Source organism: Streptomyces sp. NPDC127197 (genome assembly GCF_042672405.1).
GTDB classification, from domain to species: domain Bacteria; phylum Actinomycetota; class Actinomycetes; order Streptomycetales; family Streptomycetaceae; genus Streptomyces; species Streptomyces flavusporus.
In genome coordinates this window covers 226,724-244,826 of record NZ_JBHXVG010000010.1, presented here as the reverse complement: position 1 = coordinate 244,826, position 18,103 = coordinate 226,724, and the positions used below count along the sequence as shown (strand labels likewise).

General features: G+C 69.9%; 24 protein-coding genes. 18 read left to right on the top strand and 6 right to left on the bottom strand.

Features of this window, described 5'->3' with window-relative positions; translation table 11 throughout:
• Positions 1-92 precede the first annotated feature (92 nt).
• The 4 genes from ACFVJQ_RS18645 (at position 93) to ACFVJQ_RS18630 (ending at position 2,019) form a co-directional block, all read left to right on the top strand.
• Entirely contained in the window at positions 93-932 is an 840-nt protein-coding gene (locus ACFVJQ_RS18645) for a sulfurtransferase (RefSeq protein WP_385511215.1), read from the top strand.
• A gap of 53 nt (positions 933-985) precedes the next feature.
• Positions 986-1,273, top strand: a complete 288-nt coding sequence (locus ACFVJQ_RS18640; RefSeq protein ID WP_010351646.1) for a DUF1416 domain-containing protein — start codon at positions 986-988, stop codon at positions 1,271-1,273.
• 88 nt (positions 1,274-1,361) lie between these two features.
• Entirely contained in the window at positions 1,362-1,622 is a 261-nt protein-coding gene (locus ACFVJQ_RS18635) for a DUF3099 domain-containing protein (RefSeq protein WP_129798550.1), read from the top strand.
• 10 nt (positions 1,623-1,632) lie between these two features.
• A complete protein-coding gene (locus ACFVJQ_RS18630; RefSeq protein ID WP_385511213.1) occupies positions 1,633-2,019 on the top strand; it encodes a VOC family protein in 387 nt (128 codons plus the stop codon).
• Here the strand turns inward: ACFVJQ_RS18630 and ACFVJQ_RS18625 are convergent.
• Positions 2,013-2,375: a DsrE family protein gene (locus ACFVJQ_RS18625; protein ID WP_385265833.1), complete on the bottom strand. Its 363-nt coding sequence runs from the start codon at positions 2,373-2,375 to the stop codon at positions 2,013-2,015. The two genes, ACFVJQ_RS18630 and ACFVJQ_RS18625, sit on opposite strands and share 7 nt — an antisense overlap.
• Positions 2,376-2,477: 102 nt before the next feature.
• Here ACFVJQ_RS18625 and ACFVJQ_RS18620 point away from each other — a divergent pair, with 102 nt between their 5' ends.
• Genes ACFVJQ_RS18620 through ACFVJQ_RS18590 form a run of 7 tightly spaced genes read left to right on the top strand, consistent with a single transcriptional unit; the run spans position 2,478 to position 7,141 of the window.
• Positions 2,478-3,209, top strand: coding sequence for a hypothetical protein (locus ACFVJQ_RS18620; RefSeq protein ID WP_385511212.1), 732 nt, complete (start codon positions 2,478-2,480; stop codon positions 3,207-3,209).
• Positions 3,206-4,036, top strand: coding sequence for a hypothetical protein (locus ACFVJQ_RS18615; RefSeq protein WP_385511211.1), 831 nt, complete (start codon positions 3,206-3,208; stop codon positions 4,034-4,036). Before ACFVJQ_RS18620 ends, ACFVJQ_RS18615 begins: the two co-directional genes overlap by 4 nt.
• Positions 4,033-4,881, top strand: a complete 849-nt coding sequence (locus ACFVJQ_RS18610) for a hypothetical protein (RefSeq protein WP_385511210.1) — start codon at positions 4,033-4,035, stop codon at positions 4,879-4,881. The genes ACFVJQ_RS18615 and ACFVJQ_RS18610 overlap by 4 nt, the downstream gene beginning before the upstream one ends.
• Positions 4,882-4,937: 56 nt before the next feature.
• Complete coding sequence (locus ACFVJQ_RS18605) at positions 4,938-5,072, top strand: hypothetical protein (RefSeq protein ID WP_263494624.1); 135 nt, start codon at positions 4,938-4,940, stop codon at positions 5,070-5,072.
• Positions 5,073-5,117: 45 nt separating this feature from the next.
• On the top strand, positions 5,118-5,693 hold the full coding sequence (locus tag ACFVJQ_RS18600) for an FABP family protein (RefSeq protein WP_224735953.1): 576 nt from the start codon (positions 5,118-5,120) through the stop codon (positions 5,691-5,693).
• A gap of 31 nt (positions 5,694-5,724) precedes the next feature.
• Entirely contained in the window at positions 5,725-6,165 is a 441-nt protein-coding gene (locus ACFVJQ_RS18595) for a Fur family transcriptional regulator (protein ID WP_385511207.1), read from the top strand.
• Between the two features lie 10 nt (positions 6,166-6,175).
• Positions 6,176-7,141, top strand: a complete 966-nt coding sequence (locus ACFVJQ_RS18590) for a YgfZ/GcvT domain-containing protein (protein WP_385511206.1) — start codon at positions 6,176-6,178, stop codon at positions 7,139-7,141.
• A 147-nt stretch (positions 7,142-7,288) separates the two neighbouring features.
• Here the strand turns inward: ACFVJQ_RS18590 and dtd are convergent, their stop codons facing one another.
• Positions 7,289-7,714, bottom strand: a complete 426-nt coding sequence (gene dtd, locus ACFVJQ_RS18585) for a D-aminoacyl-tRNA deacylase (protein WP_129798541.1) — start codon at positions 7,712-7,714, stop codon at positions 7,289-7,291.
• 169 nt (positions 7,715-7,883) lie between these two features.
• On the opposite strand from dtd, the gene ACFVJQ_RS18580 reads away from it, so the two are divergent.
• Positions 7,884-8,501: an aerial mycelium formation protein gene (locus ACFVJQ_RS18580; protein ID WP_385785064.1), complete on the top strand. Its 618-nt coding sequence runs from the start codon at positions 7,884-7,886 to the stop codon at positions 8,499-8,501.
• A 118-nt stretch (positions 8,502-8,619) separates the two neighbouring features.
• The gene (locus ACFVJQ_RS18575) at positions 8,620-9,870 is read left to right on the top strand and encodes a GNAT family N-acetyltransferase (RefSeq protein ID WP_385785061.1); all 1,251 of its coding nucleotides are present in this window, start codon (positions 8,620-8,622) and stop codon (positions 9,868-9,870) included.
• A 189-nt stretch (positions 9,871-10,059) separates the two neighbouring features.
• Here ACFVJQ_RS18575 and ACFVJQ_RS18570 read toward each other — a convergent pair whose 3' ends face one another.
• Complete coding sequence (locus ACFVJQ_RS18570) at positions 10,060-10,245, bottom strand: hypothetical protein (RefSeq protein WP_385511202.1); 186 nt, start codon at positions 10,243-10,245, stop codon at positions 10,060-10,062.
• A gap of 163 nt (positions 10,246-10,408) precedes the next feature.
• On the opposite strand from ACFVJQ_RS18570, the gene ACFVJQ_RS18565 reads away from it, so the two are divergent.
• On the top strand, positions 10,409-11,317 hold the full coding sequence (locus tag ACFVJQ_RS18565; protein ID WP_385511280.1) for a FadR/GntR family transcriptional regulator: 909 nt from the start codon (positions 10,409-10,411) through the stop codon (positions 11,315-11,317).
• 38 nt (positions 11,318-11,355) lie between these two features.
• Here ACFVJQ_RS18565 and ACFVJQ_RS18560 read toward each other — a convergent pair whose 3' ends face one another.
• Positions 11,356-11,544: a hypothetical protein gene (locus ACFVJQ_RS18560; RefSeq protein WP_385511200.1), complete on the bottom strand. Its 189-nt coding sequence runs from the start codon at positions 11,542-11,544 to the stop codon at positions 11,356-11,358.
• Positions 11,545-11,703: 159 nt separating this feature from the next.
• On the opposite strand from ACFVJQ_RS18560, the gene ACFVJQ_RS18555 reads away from it, so the two are divergent.
• Positions 11,704-12,582 carry a GntR family transcriptional regulator gene (locus ACFVJQ_RS18555; protein WP_385511199.1) on the top strand — a complete coding sequence of 293 codons (879 nt, stop codon included), beginning with the start codon at positions 11,704-11,706 and terminating at the stop codon, positions 12,580-12,582.
• Complete coding sequence (locus ACFVJQ_RS18550; protein ID WP_385511198.1) at positions 12,582-13,331, top strand: HAD family hydrolase; 750 nt, start codon at positions 12,582-12,584, stop codon at positions 13,329-13,331. The genes ACFVJQ_RS18555 and ACFVJQ_RS18550 overlap by 1 nt, the downstream gene beginning before the upstream one ends.
• Here the strand turns inward: ACFVJQ_RS18550 and ACFVJQ_RS18545 are convergent.
• Positions 13,322-13,504 carry a hypothetical protein gene (locus tag ACFVJQ_RS18545; protein ID WP_385511196.1) on the bottom strand — a complete coding sequence of 61 codons (183 nt, stop codon included), beginning with the start codon at positions 13,502-13,504 and terminating at the stop codon, positions 13,322-13,324. The genes ACFVJQ_RS18550 and ACFVJQ_RS18545 overlap by 10 nt on opposite strands.
• A gap of 145 nt (positions 13,505-13,649) precedes the next feature.
• Here ACFVJQ_RS18545 and ACFVJQ_RS18540 point away from each other — a divergent pair, with 145 nt between their 5' ends.
• Positions 13,650-14,576, top strand: a complete 927-nt coding sequence (locus tag ACFVJQ_RS18540) for a winged helix-turn-helix domain-containing protein (protein WP_385785139.1) — start codon at positions 13,650-13,652, stop codon at positions 14,574-14,576.
• 183 nt (positions 14,577-14,759) lie between these two features.
• Complete coding sequence (locus tag ACFVJQ_RS18535; RefSeq protein WP_385785055.1) at positions 14,760-16,982, top strand: phosphotransferase; 2,223 nt, start codon at positions 14,760-14,762, stop codon at positions 16,980-16,982.
• Positions 16,983-17,030: 48 nt separating this feature from the next.
• Here the strand turns inward: ACFVJQ_RS18535 and ACFVJQ_RS18530 are convergent, their stop codons facing one another.
• The gene (locus ACFVJQ_RS18530; RefSeq protein ID WP_385785052.1) at positions 17,031-17,888 is read right to left on the bottom strand and encodes a nitroreductase/quinone reductase family protein; all 858 of its coding nucleotides are present in this window, start codon (positions 17,886-17,888) and stop codon (positions 17,031-17,033) included.
• Positions 17,889-18,103: the final 215 nt, after the last annotated feature.

Sequence of the window (18,103 nt, the reverse complement as noted above, 5' to 3'; positions counted from 1 at the left end):
TGCTCAGGGCATCCGTGCGCCGCGCCGGCACCGGCATCAGCGCACCCTCGCACTCGCACGCCCCGCCGCAACTGCCCCGGAGGAGAAAGAGCATGAGCCGCAGCGACGTCCTGGTAGACGCCGACTGGCTGCAGGAGCACCTGGACGACCCGAGCATCGCCATTGTCGAGGTCGACGAGGACACCACCGCCTACGAGAAGAACCACATCCGCAACGCCATCCGGATCGACTGGACCAAGGACCTCCAGGACCCGGTCCGCCGCGACTTCATCGACCAGGAGGGCTTCGAGAAGCTCCTCTCGGCGAAGGGCATCGCCAACGACACGCTGGTGATCCTCTACGGCGGCAACAACAACTGGTTCGCCTCGTACGCCTACTGGTACTTCAAGCTCTACGGCCACGAGAACGTCAAGCTGCTCGACGGCGGCCGCAAGAAGTGGGAGCTGGACGCCCGCGAGCTGGTCGAGGAGGTCCCGGAGCGCCCGGCCACCACCTACAAGGCCAAGCCGCAGGACACCTCGATCCGCGCCTTCCGTGACGACGTGGTCGCCGCCATCGGTTCGCAGAACCTGGTCGACGTCCGCTCGCCCGACGAGTTCTCCGGCAAGCTGCTCGCCCCGGCGCACCTGCCGCAGGAGCAGTCGCAGCGTCCGGGTCACGTCCCGACCGCCCGCAACATCCCGTGGTCGAAGAACGCCAACGACGACGGCACCTTCAAGTCGGACGAGGAGCTCAAGGAGCTCTACGCCGACGAGCAGGTGGACCTGGCGAAGGACACCATCGCCTACTGCCGTATCGGTGAGCGCTCGGCCCTCACCTGGTTCGTCCTGCACGAGCTGCTGGGCGTGGAGAACGTCAAGAACTACGACGGCTCCTGGACCGAGTACGGCTCCCTCGTCGGCGTGCCGATCGAGCTCGGCGCCAACAAGTAACCGACCCCGACCGACCTTTCCAGGCCTTTCTGGACCTCTTCAGGAGAAACGACATGTGTGGAGCGAAGGCCGGCGGCCCCGACGCCTCGACGATCAAGCCCGGTGAGACCACCATCCAGGGCCAGGTGACGCGTGACGGTGAGCCGGTGACCGGCTACGTCCGCCTCCTGGACTCGACCGGCGAGTTCACGGCGGAGGTCCCCACCTCCGCGACGGGTCAGTTCCGCTTCTACGCGGCCGAGGGCACCTGGACCGTCCGCGCCCTCGTCCCCGGCGCCACCGCCGACCGCACGGTCGTCGCCCAGCAGGGCGGCCTGGCGGAGGTCGCGATCGCGGTCTGACGGCACCCCGTACGACGAAGGGCCGCGGCCCCCGGGTTGGACACTTGGGCTGCGGCCCTTCGGCGCGTTACGGACCTACCCTGGAGTCATGTACGCACGGCGGCGTCACGTCTACTTCGCCATGATGGGAACGTGCCTCACGCTCTTCGTCCTGGCGTGGGGTGTCGTGCGTCTGTGGTCGACGGCGGCCGCCGTGGCCATGTGCGTGGTCGCCATGGTCATCCCGCCCGTCGCCGCGATGATCGCCAACCGCCGCGGTCCGGAGGACCGCTGGTGGGACGACCCCTCCGGGGACCCGCAGTCCGACGAGTGGTGGGACGAGCTGGACGGCAAGAAGCGGCCGCGGTAGGAAGACGTGCATGTCGCCTACGAGGCTGTCCACCGTGGTGCTCGACGCGCACGACGCGCATGAACTCGCGGGCTTCTACCTGCGGCTGCTCGGCTACGAGGTGCGTGCCGAGGAGCCCGACTGGCTGCTCATCGGCCCGCCGCCCGGCACCGAAGGCCTGGCCCTGGCCTTCGAGACCGAACCCGAGTACGTCCGGCCCGTCTGGCCCACCAGGAACCCCGGCGACCAGCAGATGATGCTCCACCTGGACATCGAGGTCGGCGACCTGGAGGGGGAGACGCGGCGCGCCCTGGCCGAGGGGGCCACGCTCGCGGCGTACCAGCCGCAGGACGACGTACGGGTGCTGTTCGACCCGGCGGGGCACCCCTTCTGCCTGTGGACCGAGAGCGGTCAGTAGACCAGCGCCTGGGTGTCCTCCGCGAGGGACTCCTGCACGAACACCTGCGCGCCTGCGATCCGCACGCCCTCGATGACGTCCTTTTCCGTGATGTCGCGGCGGGCCGCGCACTGGGTGCACAGCGTCAGCCGACCGCCCACCAGGACCGACTCGATCAGTTCGGGCAGCGGCGCCGCGTGCGGCAGTTCGAACTCGGCCGCGCGGCCCGGCAGGGCGAACCACGCGGACTCGCCGGTCAGCCACACGGAGACGTCCACGCCACTCGCCACGGCCACCGCCGCCACCGTGAACGCCTGCGAGCAGCGTTCGGGGGCATCGGCCCCCGCCGTCACCTTGATCACGAGCTTCTTCGCCATGGCCGAATCGTAATCAACGCGGATGCAACTCCCTGCGCGGGCCGTGAGTCTCCTGTGCGCGCGGATACGGAATCCGCGCTTCACGTTCTGTGGGGGGACGTCTTGGAAGATCCCGAAAAGCCACCCCGGCCGCGGCGGCGCGGGCGCACCGCCCTGCTCCTCACCGGTGCCGCCGCGCTCGGCCTGGTCGCCGGCACCTGCGCGGGCTACCTCGTCCAGGCCGACCGCGAGCCGACGAGGCTGCCGCCGCTGTCCCAGCCGGTGATGGCGCAGGCGACCGGTCCGGCCCCCGAGCCGCTGTCGGCTGCGCAGGACCGCAAGGTGCGCACCGACGGTGACCTGCGCAAGCTGCTGCTGAAGAAGCCGGCCGGGACGAAGGAGGCCGACTGGCTGGCGTCCGACGGCTGGATGGACATTGCGGCATACGCAGACAGCTTCACCGCGCCGGGCGAGAAGTTCGACGATCTCGTCGCGGACGAGTTCCGCCGGGCGGCTGCCGTCGGCTGGGAGGTCGGAAGCTCGTACAACGTGGAGATCCGGCTGGTGCAGTTCCGTCAGGAGGATTCCCTGGCGGCGGTCGACTCCGTCAACAACCATCAGGGCTGGGCCGAGAGCGCCCCGGACACCGAGAGCTGGAGCATCCCCGGCAGCGGCGACGGCATGGCCTACGTCCACCCCCGGCCGGACACCGAGCCCGGATACGAGCCGCTGTACAGCGCCGAGGCGCACGCCTGGCGGGGGGACATCGCGATGGAGATCTGGATCTACGGCGACCGGCCGATCGCCAAGAAGACGATCCTGGACCTGGCCGAGCGGCAGATGGAGCGGCTGTGAGCGGTACCGAATCACCACAGGAGCGGCCGGAGACCGGCGAGCAGGAGACGCAGCAGCAGGATGCGGCGGGCACGCCGGTCCGCAACCCCGTGCGGCGCGGGCGTATCGCGGCCGTCGCCGGTTGCCTGCTGCTCGCCGGAGCGCTGATCGCCGGCGTGGGCGCGACCGTCGTGACGGTGCGAGACGCCGACCGGGACGCGGGCGCCCCGCGCTGGAAGTTCCCGAAGGCCACGGCCGAGGAGAAGAAGGCGCCGGTTGCCAAGGGACTGGCCGGCGTGCTCGTGCCCTACGGCACCGACGGCTGGGCTCCTGGCCCCGACATCGGCGAGTTCGGCGCCGACGCGCAGCTCAACGGCGCCCAGGCCACGGCGTTGCGCAAGGAGTCCCTGCGCGGGCTGCCCCGCTCGGTGCGCAAGGAGCTGGAGAAGCAGATCGACCGGCAGCGCATCAAGGGCATGGCGATGCGCAGCTACTTCAGCCAGGACCCGGGCCGCTACTGGCGCGACGGCATCTTCGAGGTGACCGTCCAGCTCGCCCAGATGGAGAACAGGACCGCGGTCCGTGACATCTCCAGGTCCCAGCGCGAGCTCCTCGGCCTGCTGGGCGGCCGCAAGGGGCCCAAGATCAAGGGCCATGAGGAGGCCGAGTGCTTCCGGACACCCGAGGGCGATCACGAGGACCTCGACATGATCTTCTGCTCCGCCTACGTCGGTGACGTCCTGGTCACCGCCACCGCGGACGGCGCGAAGCCGCTCGACACCGACGGAGTCGCCCAGTTCCTGCGCACCCAACTCGACCGGATCGCCGAGCCGGGGAAGGCCATATGAACGACCAGACCACCGAGCCCGAGCAGCTGACCGACCCCGCGCCGCCCGCGCAGCCCCCCGAGGCCCCGGCCCCGGCGCCCCGGGACCGCCGCGTCCTGCGGGCCGTAGGGCGCTGGACCGCCGCCGTGGCCGTGTTCGCGGCCGTCGGCACGGCCACGGCGTACGGGATCGCGGGTATGGAGCGCACGGACGTCCCGGGCCTGGCCACGGAGTCGGACGGGCGCTGGGCCTATCCCGAGCTCACCAGACCGCCGCTGCCCTCCGGCAGCCCCCGGCCCCTCGCCGACGGCAACATGACTGGTGCCCACCACGCCGATCTGCGCGCCCTCGTGCTGCCCGCGCCCGCCGGGGCGAGGGAGGACAAGGCGCTGCGCGGCTCGGACGGCTGGCTGGCGACGAAGGACTACCTGGCGGAGTACGCGGTCGAGGAGGACCGGGAGGCGCTGCGGCAGAAGCTGGTCGACTCCGGCCTGCGGCACATCGCCGCCCGCGGCTGGATCTCGCCGGACGGCACCCGGACCCGGGTCTACCTGCTCCAGTTCGGCACGGCGCAGATGGTGGAGCAGGAGATCGCGAGCGATGCCGTCGCGTTCACCACTCCCACCTATCCGCTGCGCGGCGCCCACGACGCCGCCTACGACGAGGAGTTCCCGGAGCCGGCTGCCGTGGCCGGGATCGCGCGCACCGCCTACTTCGAGCCGAAGCCGTACGGCGCCCAGCAGGTCCGCCAGGCCTACCTCTCCGCGGGCGACGTCTACGCGGTGATCGTGCAGTCCCGGAAGGGCGGTGTGCCGGCCGTCCCCTTCCAGCAGACGGTCGTCCTGCAGGGCCAGCTGCTCGGCTGAGGGCGTACCTCACAGGGAGCGCCGGGCCCCACCCGCGTAAGCTGGGGCCCGGCCCCGTGCAACACGCACCTCCGCTCACCAAGGAGCATCCCGTGATCGTCTTCTTCGAAGTCCTTCTGGTCCTGGTCTGCGTCGGCGTCCTCGCCTTCACCGGTCTGGCCGTGAAGAAGCTGTACCAGGGCCAGCGCTGACCATCGCCATAGCCATCACCGACGTACGAGACTTCTGAGCTGATCATGATCGAGATCCCGTCCGACCTCCACAAGGACCTCGTCCCGCTTGCCTTCCTGCTCGGCAACTGGGCGGGCGCGGGCGTGCACGACTTCCCCGGCGCCGAGAAGTGCAACTTCGGGCAGGAGGTCACCTTCACGCACGACGGCCGGGACTTCCTCGAGTACCGCTCCCACACCTGGGTGCTGGACCAGGAGGGCAACAAGGTCAGGCCGCTGGAGTCCGAGCACGGCTTCTGGCGGATCGACGCCGACCGCAAGGTCGAGGTCACGATGACCCGCGACGACGGCGTCATCGAGATCTGGTACGGCGAGCTGGCCGACCAGAAGCCGCAGATCGACCTGGTCACGGACGCGGTCGCACGCACCGCCGCGTCCCGCCCGTACAGCGGCGGCAAGCGGCTGTACGGCTACGTCAAGAGCGATCTGATGTGGGTCGGCGAGAAGCAGACCCCCGAGGTCGAGCTGCGGCCGTACATGTCGGCCCAGCTGAAGAAGGTCGTCACCCCGGAGGACGTGGAGCGCTGGGCGAAGGCCCTGCCGGACGACCTCCCCGACGACGGCATCGCCTTCTTCAAGTAGGCCTTTCCTCATCTGGCTCTAGACTTCCAGTGTGGTGAGCACCGACTGGAAGAGTGACCTGAGGCAGCGCGGCTACCGGCTGACGCCGCAGCGGCAGCTCGTGCTCGAAGCCGTGGACAACCTGGAGCATGCGACTCCCGACGACATCCTCGTGGAAGTACGGAAGACGGCGTCGGGGGTCAACATTTCCACGGTCTACCGGACGCTGGAGCTGCTGGAGGAGCTCGGGCTGGTCAGCCATGCGCATCTCGGGCACGGTGCGCCCACCTATCACCTGGCCGACCGGCATCACCATCTCCACCTCGTCTGCCGCGACTGCACGAACGTCATCGAGGCCGATGTGGAGGTCGCCGCCGATTTCACCGCCAAGCTGCGGGACCGCTTCGGCTTCGACACCGACATGAAGCACTTCGCGATCTTCGGCCGGTGCAAGGACTGCTCGGCTGCGAGGAGTTCATCTACCGAGTCGTAGGCTTGGGCGTATGAAGAGCCCCCTGCTGTCCCTGCCCGGCGCCGTCCCCGCCGAGGGTGTGGACGAAGGCGTCGCCGCCCACTACGGCGACCTGTTCCGCGAGCAGCGCGCCCTCGCCGGCGGCACCGGCTTCGTCGACCTCTCGCACCGCGGAGTCGTCACCGTGTCCGGCGAGGACCGGTTGAGCTGGCTGCATCTGCTGCTCACCCAGCACGTCAGCGAGCTGCCCGCGGGCGAGGCCACCGAGGCGCTGATCCTGTCCGCGCACGGCCACATCGAGCACGCGCTGTATCTCGTCGACGACGGCGAGACCGTCTGGGCGCACATCGAACCCGGCACCCAGGACGCGCTGATCGCGTACCTGGAGTCGATGAAGTTCTTCTACCGGGTCGAGGTCGCCGACCGGACGGCCGACTTCGCGGTCCTGCACCTGCCGGCCGGTTCGATCACCGAGGTGCCGGAGGGCACCGTCGTACGGGAGACGGCGTACGGGCGTGATCTGTTCCTGCCGCGCGCGGACCTCGAGTCGTACGCCGAGAAGGCCGGTCCCCCGGCCGGGATCCTGGCGTACGAGGCGCTGCGCGTCGAGCAGCACCGGCCGCGGCTCGGCTTCGAGACCGACCACCGCACGATCCCGCACGAGCTGGGCTGGATCGGCACCGCCGTGCACCTCCAGAAGGGCTGCTACCGGGGCCAGGAGACCGTCGCCCGGGTGCAGAACCTGGGCAAGCCGCCGCGCCGGCTGGTCTTCCTGCACCTGGACGGCAGCGAGGTGCACCTGCCGACGCACGGCACCGAGCTGCGCCTCGCGGACGACGGCCCCGACGGCCGCAAGATCGGTTTCGTCACGACGTCCGTACGCCACCACGAACTGGGCCCGATCGCCCTCGCCCTGGTGAAGCGAAACGTCCCGGTGGACGCACGGCTGGTGGCCGACACGACGGCGGCGGCCCAGGAGGTAGTCGTCGAGCCGTAGCACCCCAGTAGCCCGCGGGCAGTCGTGCCTCCCCCAGTGCCTTGAGGGCCTGGGAGGTGCCCCCAGGGCGGCAGGGGTGGGCGCGGGCGGCACCCCGCAGGCGCCGGGCTGCGCACCCCACCCGCTCCAGCCACAACACCGCGCAGCTCACATCTCCAGCAGCACCGTAAACGGCCCGTCGTTCGTCAAAGACACCCGCATCCGCGCCCCGAACCGCCCCGTCGCCACGGTCGCCCCCAGCCCCCGCAACTGAGCGACCACCTCGTCGACCAGCGGCTCGGCCACCTCGCCGGGCGCCGCCGCGTTCCAGGTGGGCCGCCGCCCCTTGCGGGCATCGCCGTACAGGGTGAACTGGCTGATCACGAGCAGCGGAGCGTCGACGTCGCTGCACGACTTCTCGTCGTGCAGCATCCGGATCGACCAGAGCTTGCGAGCGAGCTGCGCCGCCTTCTCCTTGGTGTCCTCATGGGTCACCCCCACCAGGACGCACAGCCCCTCACCGATGATCTCTCCGACGGTCTCGCCGTCCACGACGACGCTCGCGCCGTCCACCCTCTGCACCACTGCACGCATACGACCAATCATGCCGGGGTGCGCCATCCGGCTTCGCAGATGGTCCGTACCAGCTCTCTTTTTGATCCCTAACCCCCCATCTGGGGCCGTTCGGGGGCACTAAGTCCCATACGGGCCACTTGGGGTGGCACGATGTGGCAACAGCCGGTTGAGGGGACGGTAGAGGCACATGAGCACACCGAGTACCGGGCAGCCACCTGTGGTTGTCTCGTTGACCCAGGCGGGAGGCGGAGAGTCACTCCGGCCGCCCGTGCAGCGCACCGACAGCCCGCAGCTGCCCCCGGATCCGCCCGAGCACGATCTGACCGCGCTCAGCCTGCCCGAACTACGCATCCTGCGCCGGGACGCCCAGCGCGACGAGGCCGATCTCAGTTACGTACGCCGGCTGCTCCAGGGGCGGATCGACATCCTGCGCGCGGAGCTGACGCGACGCGGGCCGAAGCCCCTGCTGGAGGCGGGCGAGGCGTCCGTCGTCGAGCGGCTCTCGGAGATCCTCACCGACGCCCCCGCCCGGCACCGCTCCTCCGCCCGCCATGTGACGCTGGGCACCCCGCACAGCGAGGAGTACCGGCGGCTGGCCGCCGAGATGCTCGCCGAGGTCGAGCTGTCGGCCCTGGATGCACGGACGGACCTGGAGCTGACCACCGCGATGGGGCGGCTGGTGCGCTACGAGCAGCAGGTGTCCCGGCGCAGGCAGCGGCTGCAGCGGACGGCAGACGGCTGCAGCGCGGAGATCGCCCGCCGCTACCGTGAGGGGGAGGCGCAGGTCGACGACCTGCTGATGTGACGCCCGGGCACGCGGGCCGGTGGGGGAGACACGGGCGGTTCTCGGGCGGTCTTCTGGTCCGCCCACCCCCCGTTAAATCCCCGCGACACCCTGACCCGCGTACGCCTACGGTGGCCCCATGAGCCGCCGCGACGACCTTGCCGTACGCCCGATCACCGAATCCGACTTCGAGGACTGGCATCGCGCCCTGAACGTCGGCTTCCTGCGGGAGCCGACGCTGACGGAAGAGCAACTTCAGGCCCGCCGTCACCAGTTCGTGCCGGGCAGGCTGCTCGGTGCGTTCGACGGCGAGCGGTGTGTCGCGACGTTCCGGTCCTTCGCGCAGGAACTCACGGCCGTGGGCGGCGCCGCCGTACCCGCCGACGCCATATCCAATGTCACCGTCACCCCCACGCACCGTCGCCGCGGCCTCCTCAGCCGCATGATGACCCAGGACCTGGCGGCGGCGAAGGAACGCGGGGACGTCGTCGCGACCCTGATCGCCGCCGAGTACCCGATCTACGGCCGCTACGGCTTCGGACCGGCCACCTGGACGACCGAGTGGACCATCGACGTGCCCCGCACCGGCCTCGACCCCCGCTGGTCGGGCCCGGAGGCCGGCGGCCGGATCGACGTCGTGGACGGTGAGGACATCCGCAAGCTCGGCCCCGAACTGCACGAACGGCTGCGCCGCGCCCAGCCCGGCGCGGTCAGCCGGGGCGAGCTGTGGTGGCGGTACAACACCGGCGCCCTGCGCTACAACGGGTCCTGGACCGAGCCCTTCTACGCCGTCCACCGCTCGGCCACCGGCGAGGTCGAGGGCATGGTGTCCTACGAGGCCGACGACAACTGGCACGGCAAGCAGCCGCACGACACCGCCGACGTGAACTGGCTGATCGCGGTGACCCCGGCCGCCGAGCGCGCCCTGTGGCACTACCTCTGCTCGATCGACTGGATCACCCAGGTGAAGACCGGCTGGCGGGCCCCGGACGACCTGCTGCCGCTCTACCTGCCGGACCCGCGTGCCGCCCGTGTCACCACGCAGGCCGACTGGCTGTGGGTGCGGATCCTGGACGTCGTACGGGCGCTTCAGGCGCGGACGTACGAGGGGGAGGGCTCGCTGGTGCTGGAGGTGGTCGACGCTGGAGGGCTCACGGGCGGACGGTACCGGCTCGAGGCGTCTGCGGCAGGTGCGTCCTGTGCGCCGACCACACAGAGCGCCGACCTCACGCTGGACGTCGGCGACCTGGCGGCGCTGTGGCTCGGGGACGAGTCGGCGGTGCGGCTCGCGACGCTGGGCCGGGTGCGGGAAGCACGAGCGGGCGCCGCCCGATCGGCCGACGCCCTGCTGCGCACGTCCAGGCGGCCTTGGTGCCCGGACCTGTTCTGAGTGCTCCCTTCTGCCGACGGCGGGTGGACTCATCCGTAGCGTGCTGTTGAGTTGTGGTTGTTGTTCAGTTGTGGCTGTGCGGTGTGCTTGTTCCGCTGTTCGGTTGTCGCTGTTCAGTTGTGACTGTGCAGACTGACCGGGCTCCCGGCTCCCCTCCGGAAGGGAGCCCGGCCAGCCGGATCCTGGGTGTCAGCCGGACTGGGAGAGCAGCACCACGAGGAGCACCGCTCCGATGCCGCCGAGCATGGTGTTCTTGGCCTTGACCCCGAGGGTCAGCGCGACGAGGGCGATGATGCCCATGGGGCCGAACTTCCACTGGACGAACTGCTCGACTCCGATGGCCAGGGCGGCGATGACGAGGGCGATGAGCGGCATACGGTCCCCCCTTCGGGACTGTTCGACCCTGGTGGCCAACCTCCGGGTAGTTTGACCATGTTGTTGAAGTTGGCGACCAACTTCACTGTACTTATCTCCACTTGGAAGCGTCTCATAACCACCTACTTATGAACTGCCGGAAGATGGCGGGAAGTTGTACTGTTTGGTTGTGGAGCCGGAACACGCCTCCGTCAATGGGCGGAAGAGGCCACACCCGCCCCAGAAGACACACCGTGACGTGGCGGACGTGCTGCGCGCCCGGATCAGGTCCGGGGTGCTGCAGCCGGGCCAGCGCATGCCCACCCAGGCCCAGCTGGCCGACGAGTTCGGTGTCGAGCGCGCGGCGGTCCGGCAGGCGCTGCGCATCCTGCAGGCGGAGCGGCTGCTCACCAACGTGTCCAAAGGGAGCCCCGCGACCGTGGCGCCCGACCCGGACCGGGCGCTGGCCGGCCCGGGAGCCCCGCCGCAGCCCACCACCGTGGCCCTCGCGCCCCGCATAGCGGCCGCCTTCGCGGCCCCGCACGTCGAGATCGACGCCCTGTGCCTGACATCGATATCCCTCACGCTCTCCATCGGCGAGCCGCTGCGCCGGATCCACGCGGGACAGCTGAAACCGGCCAAGGTCGACGTCCGGGTCCTGCTGCCGTCCCGGGACATCGACCTCGCCTTCCCGGCGCCGGTGGACCCCGCCGACGCCGACCGGCTGCACCAGCGCTGGCTCGCGATGCGCAACGCCCAGGGCCAGGTCCTCCAGCACAACCTGCTCGCCCTGCGCGCCTCGCACGGCATCGACGTGCATGTCTCCTTCCGTGCGCTGCCGTTCACGCCGCCGGTGAAGCTGTACCTGCTCAACGGCACGGAGGCGCTCTTCGCGTACTACACGCTCCGGCGGCGCGAGGAGGAGATCGACCACGAACAGCTTCAGCTCTACGACGCCGAGGGCACCCAGTCGATGCTGTTCGCCTTCGAGCAGGGCGCGGGCCTGCGCGACACGACGTTCGTCGAGCAGTCGCACCTGTGGTTCAACGCGCTGTGGGAGACGATCAGTTCGGAGCTGGTGCTCACGAGCTGAGCGTCTCCCGGGGTCACCTCCTGCCGGGCGCCGGTCGTTCACATGGCGGGGCCGGTCAGGAGAAGCGCGAGCACGACCGCCCCGACGGAGCTGACGGCCGGACTCTTCGCCTTGATGCCTATGGTGAGCAGGAGCAGACCGATGACGCCGGCGGCACCGTACTTCACTTCGACCATCTGCTCGAAGCCGACGACGAAGAGGGCGGAGAGGAGGGCGAGGGCAGGCACGATGGTTCCCCCTTCGGGCGTTGAGGAGGCAAATCCTCCGCCAACTCAAGCCATTTAGCGCTAAGTTGGCAGCCAACTCTGTATAAGTTGTCCCCACTTGGCTACTAGCTATAAACAACTTCCAAACAAGTGCCCTTAGATGGCTTTGAGTTGTAGCGTTTGGTCGTGACCCAGGAGAACGTGGCAGTGAACGGCATGAGAAGGCTCGCGGCCCAGGAGATCGCCGACACCCTGCGGGAACGCATCCGCACCGGCGACCTGAAGGCGGGCGACCGCCTGCCCACCCAGGCCGAACTCGCCGAGGAGTTCGGCGTGGAACGCGGGACCGTCCGTCAGGCCCTGAGGGCCCTCCAGGAGGACGGCCTCCTCACCAACGTCAGCAAGGGCAGCCCACCCCGCATCGCGGAACCGTCCCCGACGAGGAGCGAACCCCAGCCGACGATGGTGGGCCTGGCTCCGCGCCTGACGGAGGCCTTCGCGGCCCGCAGGGTGCGCATCGACGCCGCCTGCCTGACCGCCGAGACCCTGATGCTGGCACTCGGCGACTCGGTCCGTGCCATCCACGAGGGCCGCGTCCACCCCGAGTCCATCGACGTACGCATCCTGCTGCCTTCGCGGGACATCAACCTGGCCTTCCCGATCTCGGTCGAGGGCGGCGGCGACGACGACCCCGTCCACCAACGCTGGCTCGCCCAGCGCAACGCCCAGGGCCACGTCCTTCAGCACAACCTCCGCTCCCTGCGCGCCTCGCACGGCATCGACGTACGCGTCACCTTCCGCGCGCTGCCCTTCACCCCGCCGGTGAAGCTGTACCTCCTCAACGGCACGGAGGCGCTGATCGCGTACTACATGGTCACGCGCCGCGCCGAGGACGACGGGACCGGACCTCTGGACATGTACGACGTCCTGGGCACCGAATCCCTCCTCTTCTCCTTCGAGCAGCATGCCGCCAGCCGGGACGCGGCGTTCGTGGAGCAATCCCAGAAGTGGTTCGACGCCCTCTGGGAAACCATCACGACGGACCTGACACTCTCCTAGTGACTTCTGATACGACGCAGACTGATGCGGTGACATCTCAGACCGGGAACGAGACCGATGGACTGCGGGAACTGATCACACGTGCACGTGTGGTGCTCTGGGACTTCGACGGGCCGATCTGCCGGCTCTTCGCAGGGCACTCGGCGGAACGGGTGGCGAGCGATCTGGTGGACTGGCTCGAGGGTCGGGGCCTGCACGGCCTGCTGACCGAGCAGGAACGCGAGTCCCTGGACCCGCACGCCGTGCTGCGCGCGGTCGACCGGCGGCACCCCGGCAGCGACCTGGTCGCCGAGTTGGAGGAACGCCTCACCCATGAGGAACTCAAAGCAGCCTCCTCCGCCATGCCCACCGCCTACGCCGATCCGCTGATACACACCTGGACGGCTGTGGGCTCCCGGCTGGCGATCACCTCCAACAACTCCCCCCGGGTGATCAGCAGGTACCTGGAGGAACGGGGCCTCATCGGATGCTTCGCGCCGCACATCTACGGCCGTACCGAGGACCTCAGCCGCCTCAAACCCGACCCGCACTGCCTCGTCCGCGCCCTGCGCGCGGTGGGCGCGGCTCCCTCGGCCGCCCTGATGATCGGCGACACCCCCTCGGACCTGGAAGCCGCCCGCAGGGCCGAGGTTCCGTTTCTCGGCTACGCGCGTAACCGGCCCAAGGCGAAGCTACTGGAGGACGCCGGCGCCACACTCGTCGTCCGCTCCCTGCAACCCGTGCTGGATGCGGTGCGCGGTCAGGCCTGAGTCATCAGCAGCGCCAGCGCCACCGCGCCCCCGACCGCCAGACCGCTGTGCCGTGCACGGATGCCCACGCCGATCAGGAACAGCAGCCCCAGAGCCACCGCGCCACCTGTCTCCTGCGCGAACAGGCCGCCGCCGACCCTGAGGAGCCCCCCAAGTGTGTGGTACAGAAGCATGCCCTCCACCTCCCCTCCGCCTGCCGTGAAGTGCTCAACTGTCAGTCCAATTGGACTGGTTGGCTGAGTAGGGTTTCCCCGGTCCGTCTGATCGGTTAACCAACCGGCCGACACAGAAGGCTGGTTGGCCGGAATTGGTGTGCTGATGGACGGCAAGCGGTACGGTCAACAGGTGGACGAGCAGCAGCACGGTACCGGCGAGGGCGGCGGCAGGGAGTTCCAGAGGGTCGCCGACGCGCTGCGGGCCCGGATGACGGACGGGAGGTACCCGCTGCGCTCCTTCCTGCCGTCCCAGCGCGACCTCGCCGAGGAGTTCGGGGTCTCCCGGGACACTGTCCAACGGGCGTTGCGCGAGCTGGCCGACGAGGGCTGGATCGAGTCCCGGCAGGGCAGCGGATCGCGGGTGGTCAAGGCACAGCGCATACAGTCCTCGACGGCCAAGGCGACCCGCACGCGCGGCGGCGTGACCCTGGGCCCGCTCATCAGCGAGGCCTTCGAGCAGCCGGAAGTGACCCTCGATGTCTACACGTTGACCTCCGAGTCCCTGGACGCGCACATCCGGCTCCAGGCGGAACGGATCCGCGGCGGCTTCATCGCACCCCAGCACATCGGTCTGCGCATGCTGCTGCCCGAGAGGGACCTTCCGCTGCCGTATCCGCGGGTCAAGGGCAACCCGGGCGACGTGCGCCTGCGACAACGCCTGAACACCATCACCGACCGCCACACCGACTCCCTGCGCGGCGTACTGGAGGAGCTGCGGACCGAGAAGCTGGTGCCGTCCGTCGACGTGCAGATCCGGCACGCGCCCCTGACGCCGGCCTTCAAGCTGTACGTACTGAACGACGCCGAGGTGCTGCACGGGCTCTACGAGGTGGTGGAGCGTCAGCTGCTGCTGGAGACGGGCGAGGAGGTCACCGCGCTGGACGTGCTGGGCCTCGGCGCCACGCTGACCCACCATGTGCAGGACGTGGATCCGAACTCATCGGGGTCGGTCTTCGTCACCAGCATGCGCGCATGGTTCAGCTCCGTCTGGGAGCTGCTCGGTGCGGAGCCTGGCACAAGCGTGCGCTAGCATGCCCGGGTCGTGTGAGCAACCGCTCCCGTTCGCCCGTATGAGAAGGCGGACCGGCACGTCGAACGGCCGTCACGCGGACGAGTGGTACACCACCCATTGTGCTCACTTGAATCCGTGCTCCCGGCCGTGACGAGTGTGTACTGAGATCGAGCGATTGCCGTACCCGTCCATCCTGTGCAAATGACCCCGGAGCGGCCAGTGGGCGCACCTCCTGTTCCTCGAACCGTCCTCGGGGAGCGCACGGCCGTCGCTGCGCCCGACGCGGTCCTGCGGGAGTTCGTGGCGAGCGCCGAGGCGCACGGCCGCCTGAGCAGCGGGCACCACAACCGCAACCACCTGGTGCCGCTGCCGGAGCATGTGGCACGCCTGCTGGGCCGGGAACCCGGCACCCGCGTGACCGTACGGATCCGGCGCCGGGACGCGCTGCCCGTGGTGATCCGGACCTGGCAGGACGAGGCGCGGATCCTGCGTGCCGTCGGGAGCGTGCTGCCCCACGTACCGCAGTGCCTGGCCAAGGGCGACGGCTTCGAGATCCACAGCTACGCGGACGGCGTGCCCCTGTCCAGCGTCTGCGACTACGGCAAGCCCGTCGATCCGCTGCTCATAGGAGCGCTGACCGAACTGCTCGCCCAGATGACGCGGGTGCGCCGACGGGCCATGCCGCCCCTCCCGCCACGGTGGCCCGGCAACGGCTCGGACCGCAGGGACTTCCTTCGGACCCTGGCGCTGCTCGCGGACCGGCAGATCCGGCAGCCCAATTGGACTGCCTTCGGTGGACTGTTCACGGCGCTCGGCATCCCGGAGGACGCGCTGATCCGACTGGGCGGGCGGGTGCCGGCCATGGCACGGCGGCCGTACAGCCTGCTCCACGCGGATCTGCACCGGGACAACCTGATCGTGACGTACGACGGTGATCCGCCCCTGATCTGCGTCGACTGGGAACTGGCGACCTACGGCGATCCCCTGCACGACCTCGCGACCCACCTCGTACGCATGCGGTATCCGTCCTTCCAGTGGGCCGAGGTGATCGAGGCATGGGCGGTCGCGATGGGGCGGACCTGTCCGGCGGCCGTCAACGGTCTGGCCAAGGACCTGCGCCACTACCTCGACTTCGAGCGCGCGCAGTCCGTCTACCCGGACGTGATGCGGGCCGCGAAGGCCCTGGAGGGCTCGTTCGACCAGAAGAGCCTCGACGATGCCTCGGCGGCCGTGCACAGCGCGCTCGTGGCGGCGGAGGAGCCCCTCGGGCTCAGCGCCGTGCCGAGCCTGGAGGACATCGCGTCGATCCTCTACCGGTGGCGTGCCTCACGGACCCCCGCAGGCGCTCCCGGCCGGGTGCCCCACGTCGTCGAGTGGGAACCGGATCCGCGCATGCCCGTGCGCACGGACTTTCCGCCGCAGGCCGTGACCGAGGCCCTGCGCGAGGAGGGCGCGGCACCGGCCAGCCGGGTTTTCAAGGGCACCGCGCACCTCAACTCCGTGGTCTGGGTGCAGGGCGTCGACTTCCCCGTGGTGGTGCGCCGCAAGGTGGCGAACGTGTGCCGGCGGGAGCCCAGCTACCTCAGCGAGCACGCCGTGCTCCGCGCCATCGAGCGGTCCGGGGCCGAGGTGGCGGCGCCGAGGGCACTCGCGCTCGGCAGGAGTTACCGAGGTGAGCCGTTCGCCATCCACACCTACGTCGGGCCCTACGCCGACTCCGGTGATCTCGTTCCCCCGCCCCAGCACCCGGTGGACGGCCTGCGGCCGTACGAGGCGGACCGGCTGGCGGACCAGCTCTGCGCGCTGACCCGCGTGGACTACACCGAGGTCGACCGGACCGCCGGCGAGGGAGGGTTCCACGCCTGGCTGTGCGATCAGCTCGTCGCCCTGGTCCGTGACCTGCCGAAGGAGTCGCAGCAGCTGGCCAGGGAGCTCGGGCTGCCCGAGGCCAACCGACTGCGGGAGATCCTGTCCCGCAACCGGGTGACCCATCGCAGGCCCACGCTGCTGCACGGTGACCTCAACCCGTGGAACCTGGTACGCCGCAACGACGACCTGGCGCTGACGATCATCGACTGGGAGATGGCCCTGGTCGGCGACCCCCTCTACGACCTGGTCCGGCACATGCACCTCACCCCGACCCGTCCGGAGATCCGGGAACGCATGTTCCGGCGCTGGGAGGGCCGGCTGCCCGTCGAGTACACCCGTGACTGGCGTAAGGACTGGCCGGTCTACCGGTGGATCGAGATCGTACGGTCGGCGTACGTCGACCTCGACCGCCTGGTGACCGGCGCCAGCCTGGACGCCCCCAACGTCCGCCGGGCCGTGGACTCGTACGCGATGACCCTGGCGGCGGCCACCGCCTCCCTGGGCCTGCCCGTCCGGTCGGCGGTCAACCCCTATCTCACCCGCGCCCTGTCCTGACGCGGGTGACAGGCGCCTGCGGTGTGCGGTGCAGGCGCCCGCCGTCGGTCAGGCGGCGGCGTCGAGGAGGGGGATCAACTGCTCCTCCTCGTATGCCAGATGCGCCTCCAGCTCAGCCGTGAGGCGTTCGACCTCGGCGCGTGCGACGGCCGGGTCCTCCGTGGCGACCGCCCGGCGCAGGTCCTCGACCAGCTCGGCGATCCGCCCGTGCTCCTCGTGCAGCCGTTCCAGCGTGGGGGCGGACGCGGGATGGCGGTCGGCCAGGAACGGGAACAGGCCGATGTCCTCGCTGGTGTGGTGGTTGTGCAGGCCGTGGCAGAAGGTGAGGCAGTTGACGCGCAGCTGTGCGCCGAGCTGCGGGCTGTTGCCGTCCGTGGCGCTCATCTCCTGCCGGATCAGAGCGAGTTCCCGGCGGAAGGCGTCGTGGACGACCTTGATCGCCTCGCCCATGGAATCGGCGTTGATCTCCACGGGACCGTCGCCGGCGATCTCGTACAGCGCCACGACCGGTATCACCCGCCGCGTCTTCTCCTGATACGCCGCCCAGCCCGGGTCCGCCTCGACGGCCCGCGCGAAGGCACGGTCGCGCTCCTCGCCCTCGAGTACCACGGCCCGTGCCTGGTAGGTGAACGCGCCGCTCTCCACGGTGACTTCGGGGTGGGCGACCAGGTTGTGATACCAGGCGGGGTGCCGGTGCGCGCCGCCGGCGGAGGCGATGACCAGGATGCGTTCGCCGCCGTCGGGAAGGTAGCCGACGGGGGTGGTGTGCGGGGCACCCGAGCGGGCCCCGGTGGTCGTCAGGAGGATGAGCCGGGAGCCCTCGAAGTGGCCGCCGACGCGGCCCTGGTGGGCGCGGAACTCCTCGATGACCTGCTGGTTGAAGTCGTTGATGGTGTCGTTGGGCATTCGCTTCCTTCTGTGTTCTTTCTCCGTCGTCGGTCTTCTGAGACGTATGCGCAGGACGCATCCGCGGAGGACGTGTCCGCAGGGGACGTCTGCGCAGAGAAAGAACGGCGGGCTCCTCGCCCGCCCCGACCTCACTCGGAGGCCGGGTACCCAACTCGCTCACGGCACTTGGCCGCAAACCCGGCAGTCATGGGGGAACAGTAGCGTAGGACGTG